This window comes from Saccharopolyspora halophila (assembly GCF_039531955.1).
Lineage (GTDB): Bacteria > Actinomycetota > Actinomycetes > Mycobacteriales > Pseudonocardiaceae > Saccharopolyspora > Saccharopolyspora halophila.
Genome location: NZ_BAAARA010000002.1, coordinates 134,575 through 150,666 on the forward strand (window position 1 = coordinate 134,575; position 16,092 = coordinate 150,666).

Annotated in this window: 17 protein-coding genes and 1 tRNA gene; 4 read left to right on the forward strand and 14 right to left on the reverse strand. The window is 69.6% G+C overall.

Annotated elements, in window-relative coordinates; genetic code table 11:
* Positions 1-102: 102 nt before the first annotated feature.
* From ABD289_RS03530 to ABD289_RS03570, 9 genes are all read right to left on the reverse strand, one after another.
* Positions 103-1,725: a solute symporter family protein gene (locus ABD289_RS03530; RefSeq protein ID WP_344126441.1), complete on the reverse strand. Its 1,623-nt coding sequence runs from the start codon at positions 1,723-1,725 to the stop codon at positions 103-105.
* Positions 1,722-2,072: a DUF485 domain-containing protein gene (locus ABD289_RS03535; protein ID WP_425564545.1), complete on the reverse strand. Its 351-nt coding sequence runs from the start codon at positions 2,070-2,072 to the stop codon at positions 1,722-1,724. The genes ABD289_RS03530 and ABD289_RS03535 overlap by 4 nt, the downstream gene beginning before the upstream one ends.
* A gap of 341 nt (positions 2,073-2,413) precedes the next feature.
* Positions 2,414-4,156, reverse strand: a complete 1,743-nt coding sequence (locus ABD289_RS03540; RefSeq protein WP_344126443.1) for a sodium/solute symporter — start codon at positions 4,154-4,156, stop codon at positions 2,414-2,416.
* A 155-nt stretch (positions 4,157-4,311) separates the two neighbouring features.
* Positions 4,312-4,716 carry a hypothetical protein gene (locus tag ABD289_RS03545; protein ID WP_344126446.1) on the reverse strand — a complete coding sequence of 135 codons (405 nt, stop codon included), beginning with the start codon at positions 4,714-4,716 and terminating at the stop codon, positions 4,312-4,314.
* A gap of 7 nt (positions 4,717-4,723) precedes the next feature.
* Entirely contained in the window at positions 4,724-5,569 is an 846-nt protein-coding gene (locus ABD289_RS03550; protein ID WP_344126448.1) for a LytR/AlgR family response regulator transcription factor, read from the reverse strand.
* 257 nt (positions 5,570-5,826) lie between these two features.
* Positions 5,827-6,729 (reverse strand): S49 family peptidase, encoded by a 903-nt coding sequence (locus ABD289_RS03555; RefSeq protein ID WP_344126450.1) that lies wholly within the window; start codon positions 6,727-6,729, stop codon positions 5,827-5,829.
* A gap of 9 nt (positions 6,730-6,738) precedes the next feature.
* The gene (locus tag ABD289_RS03560; protein ID WP_344126452.1) at positions 6,739-7,989 is read right to left on the reverse strand and encodes a GAF domain-containing sensor histidine kinase; all 1,251 of its coding nucleotides are present in this window, start codon (positions 7,987-7,989) and stop codon (positions 6,739-6,741) included.
* Between the two features lie 167 nt (positions 7,990-8,156).
* Complete coding sequence (locus ABD289_RS03565) at positions 8,157-9,008, reverse strand: Fpg/Nei family DNA glycosylase (RefSeq protein ID WP_344126454.1); 852 nt, start codon at positions 9,006-9,008, stop codon at positions 8,157-8,159.
* Positions 9,009-9,107: 99 nt separating this feature from the next.
* Positions 9,108-9,545, reverse strand: coding sequence for a DUF983 domain-containing protein (locus tag ABD289_RS03570; RefSeq protein ID WP_344126456.1), 438 nt, complete (start codon positions 9,543-9,545; stop codon positions 9,108-9,110).
* Between the two features lie 264 nt (positions 9,546-9,809).
* On the opposite strand from ABD289_RS03570, the gene ABD289_RS03575 reads away from it, so the two are divergent.
* A tRNA-Gly gene (locus ABD289_RS03575) sits at positions 9,810-9,881 on the forward strand.
* Positions 9,882-10,253: 372 nt separating this feature from the next.
* Here ABD289_RS03575 and ABD289_RS03580 read toward each other — a convergent pair.
* Genes ABD289_RS03580 through ABD289_RS03590 form a run of 3 tightly spaced genes read right to left on the reverse strand, consistent with a single transcriptional unit; the run spans position 10,254 to position 10,944 of the window.
* Positions 10,254-10,472, reverse strand: coding sequence for a hypothetical protein (locus ABD289_RS03580; protein ID WP_344126458.1), 219 nt, complete (start codon positions 10,470-10,472; stop codon positions 10,254-10,256).
* 41 nt (positions 10,473-10,513) lie between these two features.
* On the reverse strand, positions 10,514-10,723 hold the full coding sequence (locus ABD289_RS03585; protein ID WP_344126460.1) for a hypothetical protein: 210 nt from the start codon (positions 10,721-10,723) through the stop codon (positions 10,514-10,516).
* Complete coding sequence (locus tag ABD289_RS03590) at positions 10,720-10,944, reverse strand: HC3 family zinc finger protein (protein WP_344126462.1); 225 nt, start codon at positions 10,942-10,944, stop codon at positions 10,720-10,722. Before ABD289_RS03590 ends, ABD289_RS03585 begins: the two co-directional genes overlap by 4 nt.
* Positions 10,945-11,084: 140 nt before the next feature.
* Between ABD289_RS03590 and ABD289_RS03595 the strand changes: the two genes are divergently transcribed.
* Both ABD289_RS03595 and ABD289_RS03600 read left to right on the forward strand, forming a co-directional pair.
* Positions 11,085-11,933 (forward strand): helix-turn-helix domain-containing protein, encoded by an 849-nt coding sequence (locus ABD289_RS03595; protein WP_344126464.1) that lies wholly within the window; start codon positions 11,085-11,087, stop codon positions 11,931-11,933.
* Complete coding sequence (locus ABD289_RS03600; protein ID WP_344126466.1) at positions 11,930-12,130, forward strand: DUF397 domain-containing protein; 201 nt, start codon at positions 11,930-11,932, stop codon at positions 12,128-12,130. Before ABD289_RS03595 ends, ABD289_RS03600 begins: the two co-directional genes overlap by 4 nt.
* 63 nt (positions 12,131-12,193) lie before the next feature.
* Here ABD289_RS03600 and msrA read toward each other — a convergent pair whose 3' ends face one another.
* Together msrA and ABD289_RS03610 are read right to left on the reverse strand one after the other, a co-directional pair.
* Positions 12,194-12,856 (reverse strand): peptide-methionine (S)-S-oxide reductase MsrA, encoded by a 663-nt coding sequence (msrA, locus tag ABD289_RS03605; RefSeq protein WP_344126468.1) that lies wholly within the window; start codon positions 12,854-12,856, stop codon positions 12,194-12,196.
* A gap of 21 nt (positions 12,857-12,877) precedes the next feature.
* Entirely contained in the window at positions 12,878-14,395 is a 1,518-nt protein-coding gene (locus tag ABD289_RS03610; protein ID WP_344126470.1) for an acyltransferase family protein, read from the reverse strand.
* A gap of 304 nt (positions 14,396-14,699) precedes the next feature.
* On the opposite strand from ABD289_RS03610, the gene ABD289_RS03615 reads away from it, so the two are divergent.
* Positions 14,700-16,082, forward strand: a complete 1,383-nt coding sequence (locus ABD289_RS03615) for a hypothetical protein (RefSeq protein ID WP_344126472.1) — start codon at positions 14,700-14,702, stop codon at positions 16,080-16,082.
* Positions 16,083-16,092 lie beyond the last annotated feature (10 nt).

The window sequence follows — 16,092 nt, forward strand, 5'->3', positions numbered from 1 at the left end:
CGCCCCGCCGCGCGGGGGCGAACGGACGAAGCGTCCCGGACCGACCGGCCCGGGACGCTCCTCCTCGAACTCGTTCGCCCGCTGGAAGCGCGGGTCAGGACGTCAGTGGCTGACCTCCTTCTCGGCGCCCGCCCCGGTCAGGGAGCGGACCTCCATCTCGGCGTACTTCTCGCCGCCGTCCTCATCCTTGCTGAAGATCGTGCCCAGGTAACCGAGCAGGAACGACAGCGGGATCGACACCAGACCCGGGTTCTGCAGCGGGAACACCGCGAAGTCCGCACCGGGGAACATCGCGTCCTCGTTGCCCGACACGGCCGGGGACAGCACGATCAGCACGACCGTGATGATCAGACCGCCGTACATCGAGGACAGCGCACCGGTGGTGGTGAACCGCTTCCAGAACAGCGAGTACAGCAGCGTCGGCAGGTTCGCCGAGGCCGCGACCGCGAAGGCCAGCGCGACCAGGAACGCCACGTTCTGCCCGTTCGCCGCGATGCCGCCGAGGATCGACAGGATGCCGATGACCACCGCGGTGATCCGGGCGACCCGGACCTCCGCGTTCTTGTCGTCGACGGCGCCCTTCTTGATCACGTTGGCGTAGATGTCGTGCGCGAACGACGCCGAGGCGGTGATCGTCAGACCGGCGACCACCGCCAGGATGGTGGCGAAGGCGACCGCGGAGATGAAGCCGAGCAGCAGCGGACCGCCCAGGTAGGAGGCCAGCAGCGGCGCGGCCGAGTTCACCGCGCCCGGCGCGTTCTTGATCTTGTCGGCGCCCACCATGGCGCCCGCCCCGTAGCCCAGCACCAGGGTGAACAGGTAGAACAGGCCGATCAGCCAGATCGCCCACACGACCGAGCGGCGCGCCTCCTTGGCGGTGGGCACGGTGTAGAAGCGCATCAGCACGTGCGGCAGACCCGCCGTGCCCAGCACCAGCGCGAGGCCCAGCGAGAGGAAGTCCAGCTGGCTCGTCGGGGACTCGCCGTACTTGGCGCCCGGGTTGAGCACGCCCTCGCCGCCGACCTCGGCCGCGTGACCGAGCAGGCCGGAGAGGTTGAAGCCGTAGATGGCCAGCACCCAGGCGGTCATCACGAAGGTGCCCGCGATGAGCAGCGCCGCCTTGATGATCTGCACCCAGGTGGTGCCCTTCATGCCGCCGATCAGCACGTAGACGATCATCACGGCGCCGACCACGGCGATCACCAGGGACTGCGCGGCCTGGCTGGTCACGCCGAGCAGCAGGGCGACCAGACCGCCGGCACCGGCCATCTGCGCGAGCAGGTAGAAGAAGCTCACCGACAGCGTGGAGATGGAGGCGGCGGTGCGCACCGGACGCTCCTGCATCCGGAAGCTGAGCACATCGCCCATCGTGTACTTGCCGGTGTTGCGCAACAGCTCCGCGACCAGCAGCAGGGCCACCAGCCAGGCCACCAGGAAGCCGATCGAGTACAGGAAGCCGTCGTAGCCGTTGACCGCGATGGCGCCCGCGATGCCGAGGAACGAGGCCGCCGACAGGTAGTCACCGGAGATCGCGATGCCGTTCTGCCAGCCCTTGAACGAGCGACCCGCCGCGTAGTAGTCGGCAGCCGTCTTGGTGTTCTTGCTGGCCCGGAACACGATGACCAGCGTGGCCACCACGAACGCCGCGAAGATGCCGATGTTGAGCAAGGGGTTTCCACCGGTCGCCGCCTGGGCGAGCGGCAGGGACGCGTGCACGAGGTTCACTTGTCGCCTCCCTCAACCGTGTCCTTGATCTGTTCGGCGATCGGGTCGAGGTTCTTGTTCGCGTAGATCACGTACCAGGTGGTGATCGCGAACGTGGAAACGAACTGCAGAAGACCGAGCACCAGGCCGATGTTGATGTTGCCCACCAGCTTGATGCTCATGAATCCGTGCGCGTAGTCCGCGAGCAGCACGTACACCAGGTACCAGGCCAGGAACAACGCCGATACCGGGAAGATGAAGTTACGTAGCTTGCGACGCAAGGAAGCGAATTCGGGGCTGCTTTGCGCAGCGGCCCAGGTTTCGGCGTTGATACCGGACCCGGACCCGTCTTGGTCCGTGGCTCCCACGGCACTCCTCCCACCAAACAGATGTCCACGCCCCGTGCAGGTCACGGAGCCGCGAACCGGAATGTCAACAACGCCGGAACGCTACGGACCTGCAGGATCTGATGTGAAGGACCGTTAGGAGTAGGAACGCTAACGATCGAGTGAAGAACTGTAGCCGAAATAGCAGCGGGAAGAATGCGTCGATTGGGCGATTTTTCACTCGGTCGGCCTATTGATCGACGAATGCGATCGGACGATTAGCGACGGAAAGTTGTTGTTTGCGCGAACAATGATTCTTCTGCAGCAGAAGTCCCGCCGAACGGAGGTACGCGATGCGTCCCTCCACCACCTGACGAATGCGACTACCGCTGGTGCCGTCCGCCGGACGGCCCAGAGCCCTCGGTCGGGGGCATGTTCACGAAACCGAGCCGATCCGGCGCGTGCAACCGCAGCATCAGCCGCGCGACACCGCTGGGGATGCGGTTCCGGGTGGCGCGGCTGACCCCGTAGGTCACCGCGAACGCGATCGGCACCGTGACCAGTGCGGGCTGGCCCGCGAGCTCCGCCCACCAGGTGCCCGGTCCGGCCAGGCCGGCCAGCGCGAAGGCCGCGACCAGCACCCCACCGGTGATCATCCCGCAGGTGGCGCCGATGTCGGTGAGCCCGCGCCACCAGATGCCCAGCACCAGCACCGGGCAGAACGTGGACGCGGCCATCGCGAACGCCAGCCCGACGCTCTGCGCGATGTCGTGGTCCTCCAGCGGCAGCGCCAGCAGCACCGGAACCACGCAGGACAGCGCGGCGCCCGCCCGGAAGCTCATGGTGCGCCCCCACAACCCGTCGCGGGACGAGAGCACCCCGGCGAGGCTGACCACCAGCCCGGAGGAGGTGGACAGCAACGCCGCGAACGCGCCCGCCGCGGTCACCGCGGCCAGCACCCCGCCGAGCCAGTTGCCCAGCATCGCGTGCGGCAGCAGCAGCACCGCGGCATCGGTGTGCCCGGTGACCAGCAACCTCGGCGTGTACAGCCGGGAGAGCAGCCCGAAGATCGTCGGGAACAGGTAGAACGCGCCCAGCAGCGCAAGCACGTAGAGCGCGGTGCGCCGCGCGCCCTCACCGGAGGGGTTGGCGTAGAAGCGGCCCAGCACGTGCGGAAGACCCATCGTGCCCAGGAACGTCGCGATCAGGATCGAATAGGTCTCCAGCAGCCCGGAGACCCCGTCGCGCTGCGGCAGCAGCCAGTTCTCGTTGTTCGGCTCGGCGTCCGAGACCACGGGAACCGCCGCGCCAGCCGGGAAGCGCAGCTCGCTGCCCGCTTCCACCAGGTGCGTGCCCGGTTGCAGGTAGACCGCGCCGGGCTCGCCCCCCGGATCCGACTGCGCGAGCCAGACCGGTTCGCTGACCTGCAACCGCACGTCGGTGTCGATGTGCACCGCGGTGTCGCGCGGGAACACCGGCGGCACCGGTTCGCCCAGGGACTGCTGCTGCTGGCCGGTGACGAACACCAGCAGCAGCGCGAAGGCGGGCAGCGTGATCGCGAACAGCTTCACCCAGTACTGGAACGCCTGAACCAGGGTGACCGCGCTCAGCAGGCCGGTCATGATGCTCACGTACGCGATCACCGCGACCACGATGATCCCGAGGTGGTGGTAGCGGAATCCGCCGATCGCCGAGAGCGTCAGACCGGCCGCCTGCAGCTGCGGCACCAGGTACAACCAGCCGATGATCACCACGAAGACGGTGCACAGCGAGCGCAGGTTGAGCGAGTTCAACCGCGCTTCGACGAAGTCCGGCATGGTGAAGGCCCCGGAGCGGCGCATCGGCGCGACCACGAACAGCATCAGCGCGAGGTACCCGGCGGCGAATCCGATCGGGTACCAGAGCGCGTCGACGCCGTCCTTGAGCACCAGCCCGGCCACACCGAGGAACGAGGCCGCGGACAGGTATTCGCCGGAGATCGCCGCCGCGTTGCGCTCCTCGCGGACGGGCTTGCGGGCGGCGGAGAAATCCCTGGTGCGCGAGGTTTTCGATCCCCACATGCCAACGCCCACCGTCGCGATCACGATCAACACGACGCCGGTGAGGGACCACAGATCGGAAATCATCGCACCATGCCGCCCAACGGAGCACTTCCGTCGAAGATCATGCCAGACCCGGCGGGCGGATTGAACTGGTCGCGCGAGGCGGCGCGAGGAGCCGGGCCGGACGTGCCGCCCGGCGCCGAGGATCGCTGCTCAGCCGTGCGACGCGGACGAGCCGATCACTCGTCGAGCATGTTGGCGAAGTCCTCTTCGTTGCGCTCGGCCACGCGCGTGCAGACCAGGCCGATACCGACCAGCACCGGGTAGATCAGCACGCCGAGCACGAGCCACGGCACCCGCAGGCCGAAGGGCTGGAACTCCCCGATCTCCGGAACCAGCCAGAACAGCAGCGGAAGGCCGAACAGCACGAGCACGGTGATCCCGGTGAGCAGCAGTGCGACCCGCAGCTGCCGCTCCACCAGATCGCGGACGAGTCCTTCCAGCGCCCCGGTCTGCTCCTCCAGCTCCACCCGCACGCGCGGGACCTGGCGGCCGCGCCGGTCGGCCAGCACCACCCGCTTGCGGCGCGGCCGCGGTGCCGAATCCCCGAGCTTGGCCCGGATGTCGAACCCCTCGGGACTCATCGGCGGCTCACTGCTCGTCCCAGTTCTGCCGGGGTGCCCGCACCAAGCGGTCCTTGAGCTCGCGGGTGTGCCTGCGCGAGACCGGCAGTTCGGTCTCCGAGCCGCCGCCGAGCACCACCGAGTAGCCCGACGAGGACATCCGCAGCTCGGTGACCAGGTCCAGCGACACCAGGAAAGACCGGTGGATGCGCAGGAATCCGGCCTCGGACCAGCGCTCCTCCAGCTGCGCCAGCGGGATTCGCACCAGGTGCGAGCCCTCGCTGGTGTGCAGCCGGGCGTAGTCGCCCTGCGCCTCGACCCAGCGCACCTCCTTGCGCGGGATCATCCGCGTGGTGCCTCCGAGCTCGACGGGGATGACCTCGTCGTCGTCCGGAGCGGGCGCTTCCAGCTGCCGCTGCGGCTGCCGGTCGTCGCCACCACCGTTCTGCTGCTTGTTCCGCTCGATGGAACGCAGCGCGCGATCGACCCGCTCGGAGTTCGCCGGCTTCATGATGTAGTCCAGCGCCCCGACTTCGAACGCCTCGAGCGCGTTCTCCTCGTGTCCGGTGATGAACACCAGCGCGGGCGGGTTCCGGAAGGCGGCGAGCACGCGGGCGAGTTCCATCCCGCTCAGTCCCGGCATCGAGACATCGGCGAACACCGCGTCCACGATGGACTCATCGCCGTCGCGACGACCGGCCAGCTCGGCGTCGTCGCTGCGCATCAGGCGCAGCGCCTCGGCAGCGTCGAAGGCCGTCAGCACCCGCCCGACGCGTGGGTTGCTGCCGAGCAGGTAGTTCATCTCGTCCAAGCCGGCGCGTTCGTCGTCCACGGCGAGGACGACGAGCCCTGCGGGATTCTCTCGTGTACTCAAAGCAACCCAAATCGTGCCGCGCCGTTGGCGCACCTGTCCATGTCCCGATCCGGTACCACGCTCGGCGCTCGGAGACTCGTTGTTAGCGCGGTCTACCCGGCCGTGGCGAGCATTCGGCACCATTTCGGGCGCTGTGGAGCGATTTTTCGCCCGTTTAGCGTAAGAAACTACTCTGAACAAGTTACGCGATCAACGCCGCAGCGATCCTCCGTCCGGCTCAATTCCACGGCCCGACGGAGGACCGCCGGAATCGGGGCTCAGAGCCCGAAACGACTCCACAGCGCGCGGTGCTCCAGCGCGTCGAACGTGGACAGCACGCTCTCGGCGGGGCTTCGGCCCATGACCGCCGAAGCGCTCATGCCCAGCCGCGCGAGCAGCGGCTTGCGTGCCTCCACCGTCTGGATGTGCGCGTCCGGGTACTTGCTCTCCACGATCTCGCGCAACGTGCCGACGCCGTCGACGAGCCCCAGCTCGGCTGCCTTCGAACCGGTCCACACCTCGCCCGAGAACAGCTCGCTCTCCGAGCCGGAGAGCTTCGCCCCGCGCCGCTTCCGCACCCAGTCGGTGAACTGGCCGTGCAGCTCGTCCTGCAGACCGCGCAGCCACCGCACGTCCTCCTCCTTCTCGGGGCGGAAGGGGTCGAGGCGCACCTTGTTGTCGCCAGCGGTGTAGACGCGTCGCTCGACGCCGAGCTTGTCCAGCAGCCCGGTCATCCCGAAGCTCGCGCTGACCACGCCGACGGATCCGACGATCGAGGTCTGGTGCGCGTAGATCTCGTCGGCGGCGCAGGCCAGCCAGTAGCCGCCGGAGGCCGCGACGTCCTCGCAGAACGCCAGCACCGGCACGTTCTTCTCCGCGGCCAGACCGCGGATCCGGTCGGCGACCAGCGCGGACTGCGTCGGCGCACCACCGGGCGAGTTGATCGACAGCACCACTGCGGACAACCGGTCCTGGCTGAACGCGCGGGTGAGTGCGGACTCGGTGGTCTGCGTCGAGATCGTGGGCCTGCTCATCGGCGAGGGCTGCGGGGTGATCGGCCCGTGCAGCTTGACCACCGCGACCACTGGACCGCGTTCGGCCTTCTCGGCGAGCTTGCCCGGCAGCTTTCCGGTCACGTTGCTCACCAGGTCGGTGAGCTTGTGCGGCGTGTTGTCGTTCATACCGAAACGCTACCGGCTGATCGCCGGTCCGGCGGCCAACCCCACGGGCTGCTCGGCGACCGGGTGCGCGGCCGGGCGAACGCCGGGGGCGAACTTGGGAACCCGCATCATGACCTTCATGCCCGCGCCCTGCTCGGTCTCGACGACCAGGCCGTAGTCGTTGCCGAAGGTGGCCCGCATCCGGTTGTTGATGTTGCCGAGGCCCACGTGCGCGCCCGTGAGGTGCGCGCTGGCGAGCTCCTCGTCGAGCAGTTCCGGGTCCATCCCGATGCCGTCGTCGTCGACGCTGATCAGCGCCTCCGAGCCGTGGTCCTCCGCGGTGACCGAGACGGTGCCCCCGCCGGGCTTGTTCGCCAGCCCGTGCCGCACGGCGTTCTCCACCAGCGGTTGCAGCGCCAGGAAGGGCACCACCACGGGCAGCACCTCGGGAGCGATCTTGAGCTCGACGCTGAGCCGGTCCGGGCCGAACCGCGCGCTCTCCAGCGTCAGGTAGCGGTCGATGTTGCGGATCTCGTCGGCCAGCGTGGTGTAGAGACCGCTGTTGCGGAACGAGTAGCGGGTGAAGTCGGCGAACTCCTGCAGCAGATCCCGCGCGTGCTCCGGATCGGTGCGGATCAGCGAGCCGATGGTGTTGAGCGCGTTGTAGATGAAGTGCGGGGAGATCTGCGCGCGCAGCGCCCGAACCTCGGCCTGCGCGAGGCGTTCCTTGGACTCCTGCAGCTCGGCGAGCTCCAGCTGGGTGGACACGTAGTGCGCCACCTCGCCCGCGGCGACCATCAGGCGCTTGCGGTCACCACCGGCGATCACGCTCAGCGCGCCGCGCACCTCGCCCTCGACGGTCAGCGGCACCACCGCGCCGTGCCGCATCGGGCAGGGGCGCTGCTCGCACACCACGTCGCCGTGGTCCAGGAAGTCCCGCTTGCCCGTCCGCAGCACCTGCTCGATCTTGGTGCGCAGGTCGGCGTAGTGGTGGTTGGCTTCGCCGTCCCAGCTCAGCAGCGTGCCGTCGGCGTCGACGATGCCCACCGCCACGCAGGACAGCAGCCTGCGCAGGTGCGGGGCCGCACCGTCGGCCGACTCCTGGTTCAGGCCCTCGCGCAGGAAGGGCGCCACGCTCGTCACCCCGTGCAGGGCCGCCAGCGTGGCGTCCTCCACCGAAGTGCTCACCCGGCGTGCGCGGCACAGCAGGACGAACATGCCGAGCACGGCGAGGGCCGCGAGCGTGGTCAAGACCGTCCGCTCTGTCAACAACTCCGCCACAACATCAATCTGCCCGACCCGTGCGCACAGAAGCAAGACGACTACGGTAAGTGCGATATTTCCGTCGGTGAACGGTCCAGATCGTTCTGCTCAGCGGAAGAGCCGCCCCTGCGCAGGAATGATGACCTGTGCACAACTCGGCGAGTTGTCCACAGGTTGTGGACAGGTCACTTCAGCAGCCGGGACATCCGCCGGTCCGCCAGCTGTTTTCCACCGGTTTGACAGGTCGGGCAGTACTGCAGCGACCGGTCGGTGTAGGAGACTTCCCGGACCGTGTCACCGCACACCGGGCACGGCAAACCGGTACGGCCGTGCACCCGCATCCCGGAGCGCTTCTCGGCCTTCAGCCGCGCGGCGTCCTGCCCCACCGAGCGCTGCACGGCGTCACCGAGGATCTGCTGCGCACAGGAGTGCAGCCGGTCGACCGCGGCGTCGTCGAGCCTGCCCGCAACGGCGAACGGGGACAGCCGAGCGGCATGCAGGATCTCATCCGAATAGGCGTTGCCGATGCCGGCGAGCGCGGACTGATCGGTCAGCAGCGTCTTGATCCGCTCGGTGCGGCCCCGGAACAGTTCGCCGAGCCCTCCGGCGTCGATCTCCAGCGCGTCCGGGCCGAGCCGGGCCAGCCCCGGCACCTCCGCCGGATCGGTGACGACCCAGATCGCGAGCCTCTTCTGGGTGCCCGCCTCGGTGAGGTCGAATCCCGGCCCGCCGAGGTGCACCCGCAGCGCGATCGGGCTCTTGCCCGGTTTCGGCGGCGCGGGTGAGAGCTCGTCGGACCAGCGCAACCAACCCGCCCTGGCGAGGTGGCACACCAGGTGCAGACCGTCGCAGTCCAGGTCCAGGTACTTGCCGTGCCGCCGTGCGTCGGTGACCGCCCGGCCCCGCAGATCGGAGTGCGGTGGCCGAACCGTCTTCAGCGCGCTCATCGACGCGGGATCGACGCGCGTGACCGAGCGCCCCACCGCGTGCGCGCGCAGGTGCTGGGCCAACGCCTCCACCTCGGGAAGTTCCGGCATCACCCCAGTGTGCCCAAGAACCGGCCGCCGCACTCGGCTCGCGAACGCGGCGGCGGGCGAACCCGAGCTCGGCCGTCCCGGCTATCGCGGCCATCGCGGCTATTCGGTGGGCTGGAGGCTGCCGTTCATGTCGGGCTCGGCGTAGAGCTCGATCTCGCGGGCCACCTTGGAGACCTCGGTGCGGGCGTCCACGTAGCCGCGCACCACGCCGACCCAGGTCTCCGGCGGGTTCTCGTCGGCGTCACCGGGAGTCGCCGCGTAGACCGACCACGGGCGGTGGACCAGCCACCGCACCGGGAAGAACAGGATCACCAGGACGAGCAGCGTGATCAACCACCAGGGGACGATCACCTCCTCCGGGGTCCACACGATGAACAGAACCACCAGGAACCCCAGCGCCGCGCCGACGATGATCGACGGTCCCGAACCACCGTTGACCTCGTGCTCGAACTCGTCCACCGAAATCGGGTTGGACCACTCCAGATTGGCCTTGATCGTCCACTCGCGGCCGTCGGAGCCTCGCACCACCCGGTTCATCGTCGCCTCCCCGCCCACCCGGGCTGGTCACTGGAACACCAACTCGTCGCGACCGGTGGTCACCCGGCGTGGGGCCACCGTACCGACTCCGTCATCGACGGCACGGCCATTGTCGATCATGACCCCTGGTCACGCCAAGCGGAGCCACCCCGCGTCACCCGTCCGCCGCGCAGTCCGGGGCCCCCCATGAACACCCGTTGAACGGTGCGCTAAAGTACTTACTAACAGCGAACGGGGCGGCGAGCTCCGGGATGCACTGAATACGCGGATGTAGCGCAGCGGTAGCGCATCACCTTGCCAAGGTGAGGGTCGCGGGTTCGAATCCCGTCATCCGCTCTCACCGAGAACCCCCGGTCGATACTTCGGCCGGGGGTTCTCGCTGTTCGCTCCGGGCAACCGCACCCGCGCGCAGGCCCCGCCCACGCAGTCCCCCGCACACCGCGCAGGCGTGCCGGGCGTTCTCGGGTGCCCGATGCCTCGACCGGCCGCAGCAACGGGAAAGCCCCAGCCGGAGCTGGTCTGCCGTGCGGATCGGCGTGGTCGGAGAGCTGGGCGAGGACCGGCTCGGAGATGCACCGGCCCCCGCCCGGACCGCGGCGACCCCTGGCCAAGACGCGCGCCGCGGTGGCTGGCGGCCGGGGTGTCGGGGTCACCCCGGCCGGGACCGGTGCCGGTGTCGGCTGGGGGTGGCAACACGGGCACCGGGGTCTACAGGGCGGCGAGCCCTTCGAGCAGCCGCAGCAGCACCTCGGGCTCGCGGCACCACCCGGCACCGGCGAGCGGCGACGGCGGCGCCTCGTCCAGCGACGGCGGCAGATACAAGCGGTCGGTGCGCTCGGCTGGCGCTTCGGCGGGCGGCCCGGCTGGCGTTTCGGCTGGCGTTTCGGGAGGCGTTTCGGGCGGCGGCAACGTGCCGGACCACGACACGGCCCGGACTCGCGGACCTGCGACCGGGAGCGGTGGCGCGATCACTGCTCGACCGCCGGAACCGCGCCACCCTCGACGACCTCGGGCGCCTCCTCCGGCCGCACCATCTGAGCCAGCGCGGAGAGCCGGTCGGCGAGGTTCTCCAGCTCGGAGTCCGGCACCTCACCCCGGGGCATCCGGTGCGCGGCGTCGTCGAGCGCCCACTGCACCTCCCGCATCCGCAACGCCGCCTGCGCGTTCTGCCCGCTCATCGGGCATTCGCCAGCGGCATCGGCACACCCGCCACGCGGTGCGCCTCGGCGTTGCAGGCATCGCAGGTCGGGTGCAGCCACGCCGCCTCACCGCAGTCGGCGGTCGTCGTCACGCCGCACAGGGACTCGAACCGGGCGCCGTCGCGGGGCATGTCCTGCGTGGTCGCGTGACGAACCCGATCGGCACCGGGTCGCCAGCTGAACGGATGCGGTCGGAACACGATGAGCCCCCAAAGCTACGGTGTGAGCGCAATAACAATCTGTGCCAGTGCCGATAGGCTGGCATCAATTGGCACACCCGGCAATGGCCCGATCGAAGGACGATCGACATCGCGCTACGCCGCGCTCTAGGGTTGCGGGCATGGCTGTCACCGCCACCACCCAAACCAGGGCCCTCGGATTGCGCCTCCGTGAGATCCGCGAATCCGCAGGTCTCAGCACCCGCGCGCTCGCCACACGACTCGGGATAGACCGGTCAACGATCTCCCGCTGGGAGTCCGGTAACCGCGTGCCTGGCACCGCCGAGGTCGCCCGTGCCCTGGATGCCTGCGGTGTCACCGGTGACGCGCGAGACGAAACCCTCAACCTTTCCCGGGGCCAGCACGAACCCCAGTGGCTGGCGGTCTCGGCCGGAGACCGCAGCAGACAGCTGTCCGCACTGATCGACCTGGAACGGAAAGCGCGCCGGATTACTAACGTGTCGCCGTCGCTGATCCCCGGGTTGCTGCAAACCTCCGACTACGCCCGCGCCATCATGCGTGCCGCCGAGGTGCCACCAGGGGAGATCGAAACGCGGGTGGCCACTCGCATCGGCCGTCAGGAGATCATCACCGGACGCCAGCCCGTCGAGCTGCACGCCCTGATTGGCGAGGCCGCACTCTGGCAGCACATCGGCGGCGCTACCGTGCTGGCCGACCAGCTGCGCTCCCTGCTCGATCTAAGCCGATACGAGCACGTCACCGTTCAGGTCATCCCCGCCAAGGCCGGCTGGAACCCAGCCCTTGAGGGCCAGTTCGTGTTCCTCGAATCGTCCCTGTACCCGCCCATGGTGCACATCGAGAACAGGCGTGCAGGGCTGTTTTTCCACGAGGACGCAGATACCGCCGAATATCGATCCGCAGTGGAAACAGTAGAGAAAACGGCGATGAGTCCCGCCGCGTCCGTGGAGCTCATCGCTGGTGTCATCAAGGAACTGGAGACGACAGCATGAGTTTAACGCGGACCCCGACGGGCTGGCGGAAGTCGAGCCGCAGCGCAAACACCGACACGTGCGTCGAGGTCGGCCGCATCGACGACGGCGCTGCCGTGCGCGATACGAAGGACCGCAGCCTGGGCTACTTCACGGCCAGCCGTGAGCAGTGGGCCTCGTTCCTCGACGCAGTCAAGTCGGACCGCTTCGACGGCTGACAGCCGACGCAGAAGCACCCCCTCGGCCTGCCCGGTCGAGGGGGTGCTGCTGTTTCGGCTGGGTCAGCTCTGGATGCCCAGGCCAACCGGGCAGGAGACGCCGGTGCCGCCGAGGCCGCAGTATCCGTTCGGGTTCTTGGCGTCCGAGAGGTACTGCTGGTGGTAGGTCTCGGCGTAGTAGAAGGCCTTGAGCTCGGCGATCTCCGTGGTGATCGGGCCCTTGCCCGCCTCGGCCAGCGCTGCCCCGAACGCGTCGCGGCTCGCCTCGGCCTCGGCCTTCTGCTGCTCGTCCGCGTAGTAGATGGCCGAGCGGTACTGGGTGCCCATGTCGTTGCCCTGGCGCATGCCCTGGGTCGGGTCGTGGTTCTCCCAGAAGGCCTTCAGCACCTGCGAGTAGCTGATCTTCGCCGGGTCGAACACGACCAGCACCGCCTCGGTGTGCCCGGTCAGGCCGGAGCAGACCTCCTCGTAGGTCGGGTTCGGGGTGTACCCGCCCGCGTAGCCGACCGCTGTGCTCCACACGCCCTCGGTCCGCCAGAAGACCCGCTCGGCACCCCAGAAGCAGCCCATGCCCACCACTGCGGTGGCCATGCCCTCGGGGAACGGGCCGACGATGCTGCGATCGGTGAACACCGCGTGCTGCGGGTCCACCGGCATCGGGGTGTCCCGGCCCGGAAGAGCCGACGCCGGGTCGATCATGCTCGTCCTTGCACCGAAAAGCGCCATGTCCGCCACGATACGCCCCGCTCAGCGCGGGTCGTCCCGATTGGGATCCACACCTCGCGGGCGAAACGGCCGGGTCTCCTCGAGGTCCGGCCGCGGCGGGCGCACCGGGCGCTGCGGTCCGCCCGCTTCCCCGGACAGCCGTCTGGTCAGCGGCGATTCCTCCCGTGGGGCCGGACGCCGCGGTGCGGACGGTCGGCGACCCGGCGGAGGCGCCGGGACCTGCCTCGGTGGCGGACGCCATGCCGAACCAGGCGTCGCCTGCGGTTCCGCGGGGCGGGGCGGTCCCACCGGGCGGGGCGGTTCCGCTCGGGAGGGGCGTTCGGGTCGCGGTGGCGGCTCCGCACGAGCGGGACCTCCGGGCGCCGGTGGCGGTTCGACGTGATGGCGTCCCGTGCGCGCGGCGGGCTCCGGATCGGCGTCCTGCTCGGCCTCCGGGGGCGCCGCGGGAGCGGCGGGCTCCGCTGGGGCCACTGGGGCCGGGGTGAGCAGGTGCCGCAGCCGCATCGTCGGGTCCTCGACGTACTTCCACGACAGCGTGCCCAGGACGTAGGCGATGGGAGCGGCGCAGGCCAGCAGCAGCCACTCGTTGCGGATACCGCCCAGCGCCAGCAGCTGCTGCGTTGGGAAACCCCACACGTAGACGCCGTAGCTGCCGTTGACCCACACCCCGGGAACCGTCAGCCGGTCCGGCCAGAAGTGCCCCGCGACCACGACCGCGTAGCCGACCGCGAACGCCATCAGGAACGACGCCGCGATGCTGTTCGGCATCGCAACCAGCACCGCGATCCCGGCGATCGCCGCCAGCGGGGACAGCGGAATCCGGTACAGGTTGAGCACCACGCCCAGCGCGAACGCGACCAGGAACGCCACCAGCGACTCGATCGGCACGCTCAGCAGCGATCCGGCCGACTCGGCGCCCGGCGCCTGCTCCAGGTAGCGGTCCCACACCACCAGCCCGGCCAGCGCGAGCACCGCCAGCCAGCGCCGGTTCTCCTTGGCCGCACCCACTCCGAGCAGCACGAACAGGCCCGCGTAGGCGAGCAGTTCCATCGGAAGCGTCCACAGCGAGCCGTTGACCGCGTCCGGCCACGGGTTGTCGGTGAACACACCCGGCAGTTCGTGCTGCAGACCCAGCAGCCCCGCGTTGTTAACGACGTAGCCCCAGGTGCCGTGCGCGCTGAAGTACTCGCCGGCGGGCAGCTCGCTGATCAGCGGGCCGACGATCAGCGCCATCCCCACCGAAGCGGTCAGCATCGGCGGCCAGAGCCGCAGCACCCGCTTGACCCCGAACCTGCCGAGGTGCGGATCGCGCATCCAGCTCTCGGTGATCTGGAAGCCGCTCATCGCGAAGAAGCCCATCAGCACGCCCTCGTCGGGCTGCACCGGCCACCAGGCCGGGAACAGATCCCCGTGGCCGGACAGCGGCGAGCTGTGCCCGTAGATGACCACCAGCGCGCCGATCATCCGGATCCACGCGAACCCGTGCGCCGGATCGGCGAACAATTCCGGGCGAGCGTGCTCGACGCGCGCTGCCCCCACCCGAATCACCTCGTTACCCGACCCTCGCCATGAACAGGGATAGCCTATCCGCGGCCGGTGATCGTCCGGGGCGCTTTGCCCGAGTCACCGGAAGTCGGCGGGTCGTTTCGACGTGCGGCGGAGTCGCGGTTTCCGGTTCCGGACGGCGCGCTACCCGCGCGGCACCGCGCACCACGCCCTGAATCGGCTCCTGAGGCTGGGCACAGACCTATTTCGTTATCCGGACAGCGCCCCGATCATCCGTGCCGGGGTGCCAGAATGTCGTGGCATCGGGCGATCGCGAACATCCGGAAAGGGCCTATCGGTGACCTGGCAAGACGAGCTGCAGAACCTGGACGCCGAACTCGCGGCGGGACGCATATCCGCCGAGGAGTACCGGCAGCGCCGCGACGCTCTGCTCGCCCGGGACCCGAACGGATTCCCGGAAGAGGACGCGACCAAGACCGCCGAGCCCGCGGTCGGCGAGGAATCGACCACCACCGTGGGGCCCGTCACCGGCGAGGAGTCCACGACGACGGTCGGCCCCGTCACCGGCGAGGAATCGACCAGGGCCGTCGAGCCCGTCGCCGGTGAGGAATCGACCAAGCAGGTCGAGCAGCCCGCGCAGCAGCCTTCGCAGCCCTCCGCGCAGAAGGACCCGTTCCCGCCGGCCTTCAGCTGGAGCGATGCCGCCAAGCAGGGCGTCCAGCAGCCGCAGCAGGGAGCGCAGCCCTCCGGTGCCGGCGAGGAGACCACCCAGGTGGTGCGCCCCGTCGCCCCGCAACCGCCCGCGGACCCCACCGGAGCGCCGGGCAGCAACACCCCGCCCCCGCCGCAGTGGGGACCGCCCCAGCAGCGTCCGCAGGCGCAGTGGCCGCCGATCCACCCGCAGTCGCAGCCCCAGCCGCAGCAACCGCCCTGGGGACCGGTGGAGACCACCGGCACGCCGTGGGGCGATGGCCTGCCCGGCGCGGCCGAAACCGGCGACGCGCCGTGGATGCGGCAGGGCCCGGAGGTCTTCGAGAAGGCGGCCAAGCCCGGCAAGGGCAAGCTCATCGCCGGGCTGTCCATCGGTGGGGCGCTGCTCGTCGCGGTGATCGTCGCGGCGGTGTTCTTCTTCACCAGCCAGAGCGACGACCGGGCGGCCGGGGAGAACCAGACCGCTGCTCCGCCGCCGCCCGCGACCTCGACGTCGAAGCCGCTTCCCGAACCGCCCGCGGCCAAGCCCGCGCCGCCCGGTTCGCGGGAGGCGCTGGTCGCGGTCCCCGGACCGCCGCACCCGTGGGCCGGGTTCCTGGACGTGCCGAGCGTGCAGGGCGAGAAGGCGAACCTGCTGCTGCCCGTCACCGAGACGGCTCTGCAGAACGGCCTGGTGGACGGCTGGTTCAACGGCACCGAGGGCACGAGCCCGAAGAGCACGCTGATCGCGCTGAAGCTGCCCGATCAGCAGGCCGCGAAGACGGTGGTCGAGAAGTACCTCGCCGGCCAGCGCGGTCTGTCGAAGGTGAAGTCGCTGTCCTACCAGGGCGTTCCGGTCGTCTCCACCGATGCCACGTTCCGCACGGCCTACGTGGCGCACAACTACGCCATCATCCTCGACGTCTCCGGCGACCCGGCGGCCGAGCAGGCGCAGCAAGCGGCGCAGGACACGTTCGAGAACCTGCTCGACCAGCAGCTGGCCCAGACCCCGCCCACCGCGCGGGAGTAGCCCCGCAGCA

Bases quoted from the DNA above. Each gene is read 5' to 3' on its own strand.
- ABD289_RS03540 (WP_344126443.1), bottom strand. From the start codon at position 4,156: ATGATTTCCGATCTGTGGTCCCTCACCGGCGTCGTGTTGATCGTGATC.
- ABD289_RS03545 (WP_344126446.1), bottom strand. From the start codon at position 4,716: ATGAGTCCCGAGGGGTTCGACATCCGGGCCAAGCTCGGGGATTCGGCA.
- ABD289_RS03555 (WP_344126450.1), bottom strand. From the start codon at position 6,729: ATGAACGACAACACGCCGCACAAGCTCACCGACCTGGTGAGCAACGTG.
- ABD289_RS03565 (WP_344126454.1), bottom strand. From the start codon at position 9,008: ATGCCGGAACTTCCCGAGGTGGAGGCGTTGGCCCAGCACCTGCGCGCG.
- ABD289_RS03570 (WP_344126456.1), bottom strand. From the start codon at position 9,545: ATGAACCGGGTGGTGCGAGGCTCCGACGGCCGCGAGTGGACGATCAAG.
- ABD289_RS03585 (WP_344126460.1), bottom strand. From the start codon at position 10,723: ATGAGCGGGCAGAACGCGCAGGCGGCGTTGCGGATGCGGGAGGTGCAG.
- ABD289_RS03595 (WP_344126464.1), top strand. From the start codon at position 11,085: ATGGCTGTCACCGCCACCACCCAAACCAGGGCCCTCGGATTGCGCCTC.
- ABD289_RS03600 (WP_344126466.1), top strand. From the start codon at position 11,930: ATGAGTTTAACGCGGACCCCGACGGGCTGGCGGAAGTCGAGCCGCAGC.
- msrA (WP_344126468.1), bottom strand. From the start codon at position 12,856: ATGGCGCTTTTCGGTGCAAGGACGAGCATGATCGACCCGGCGTCGGCT.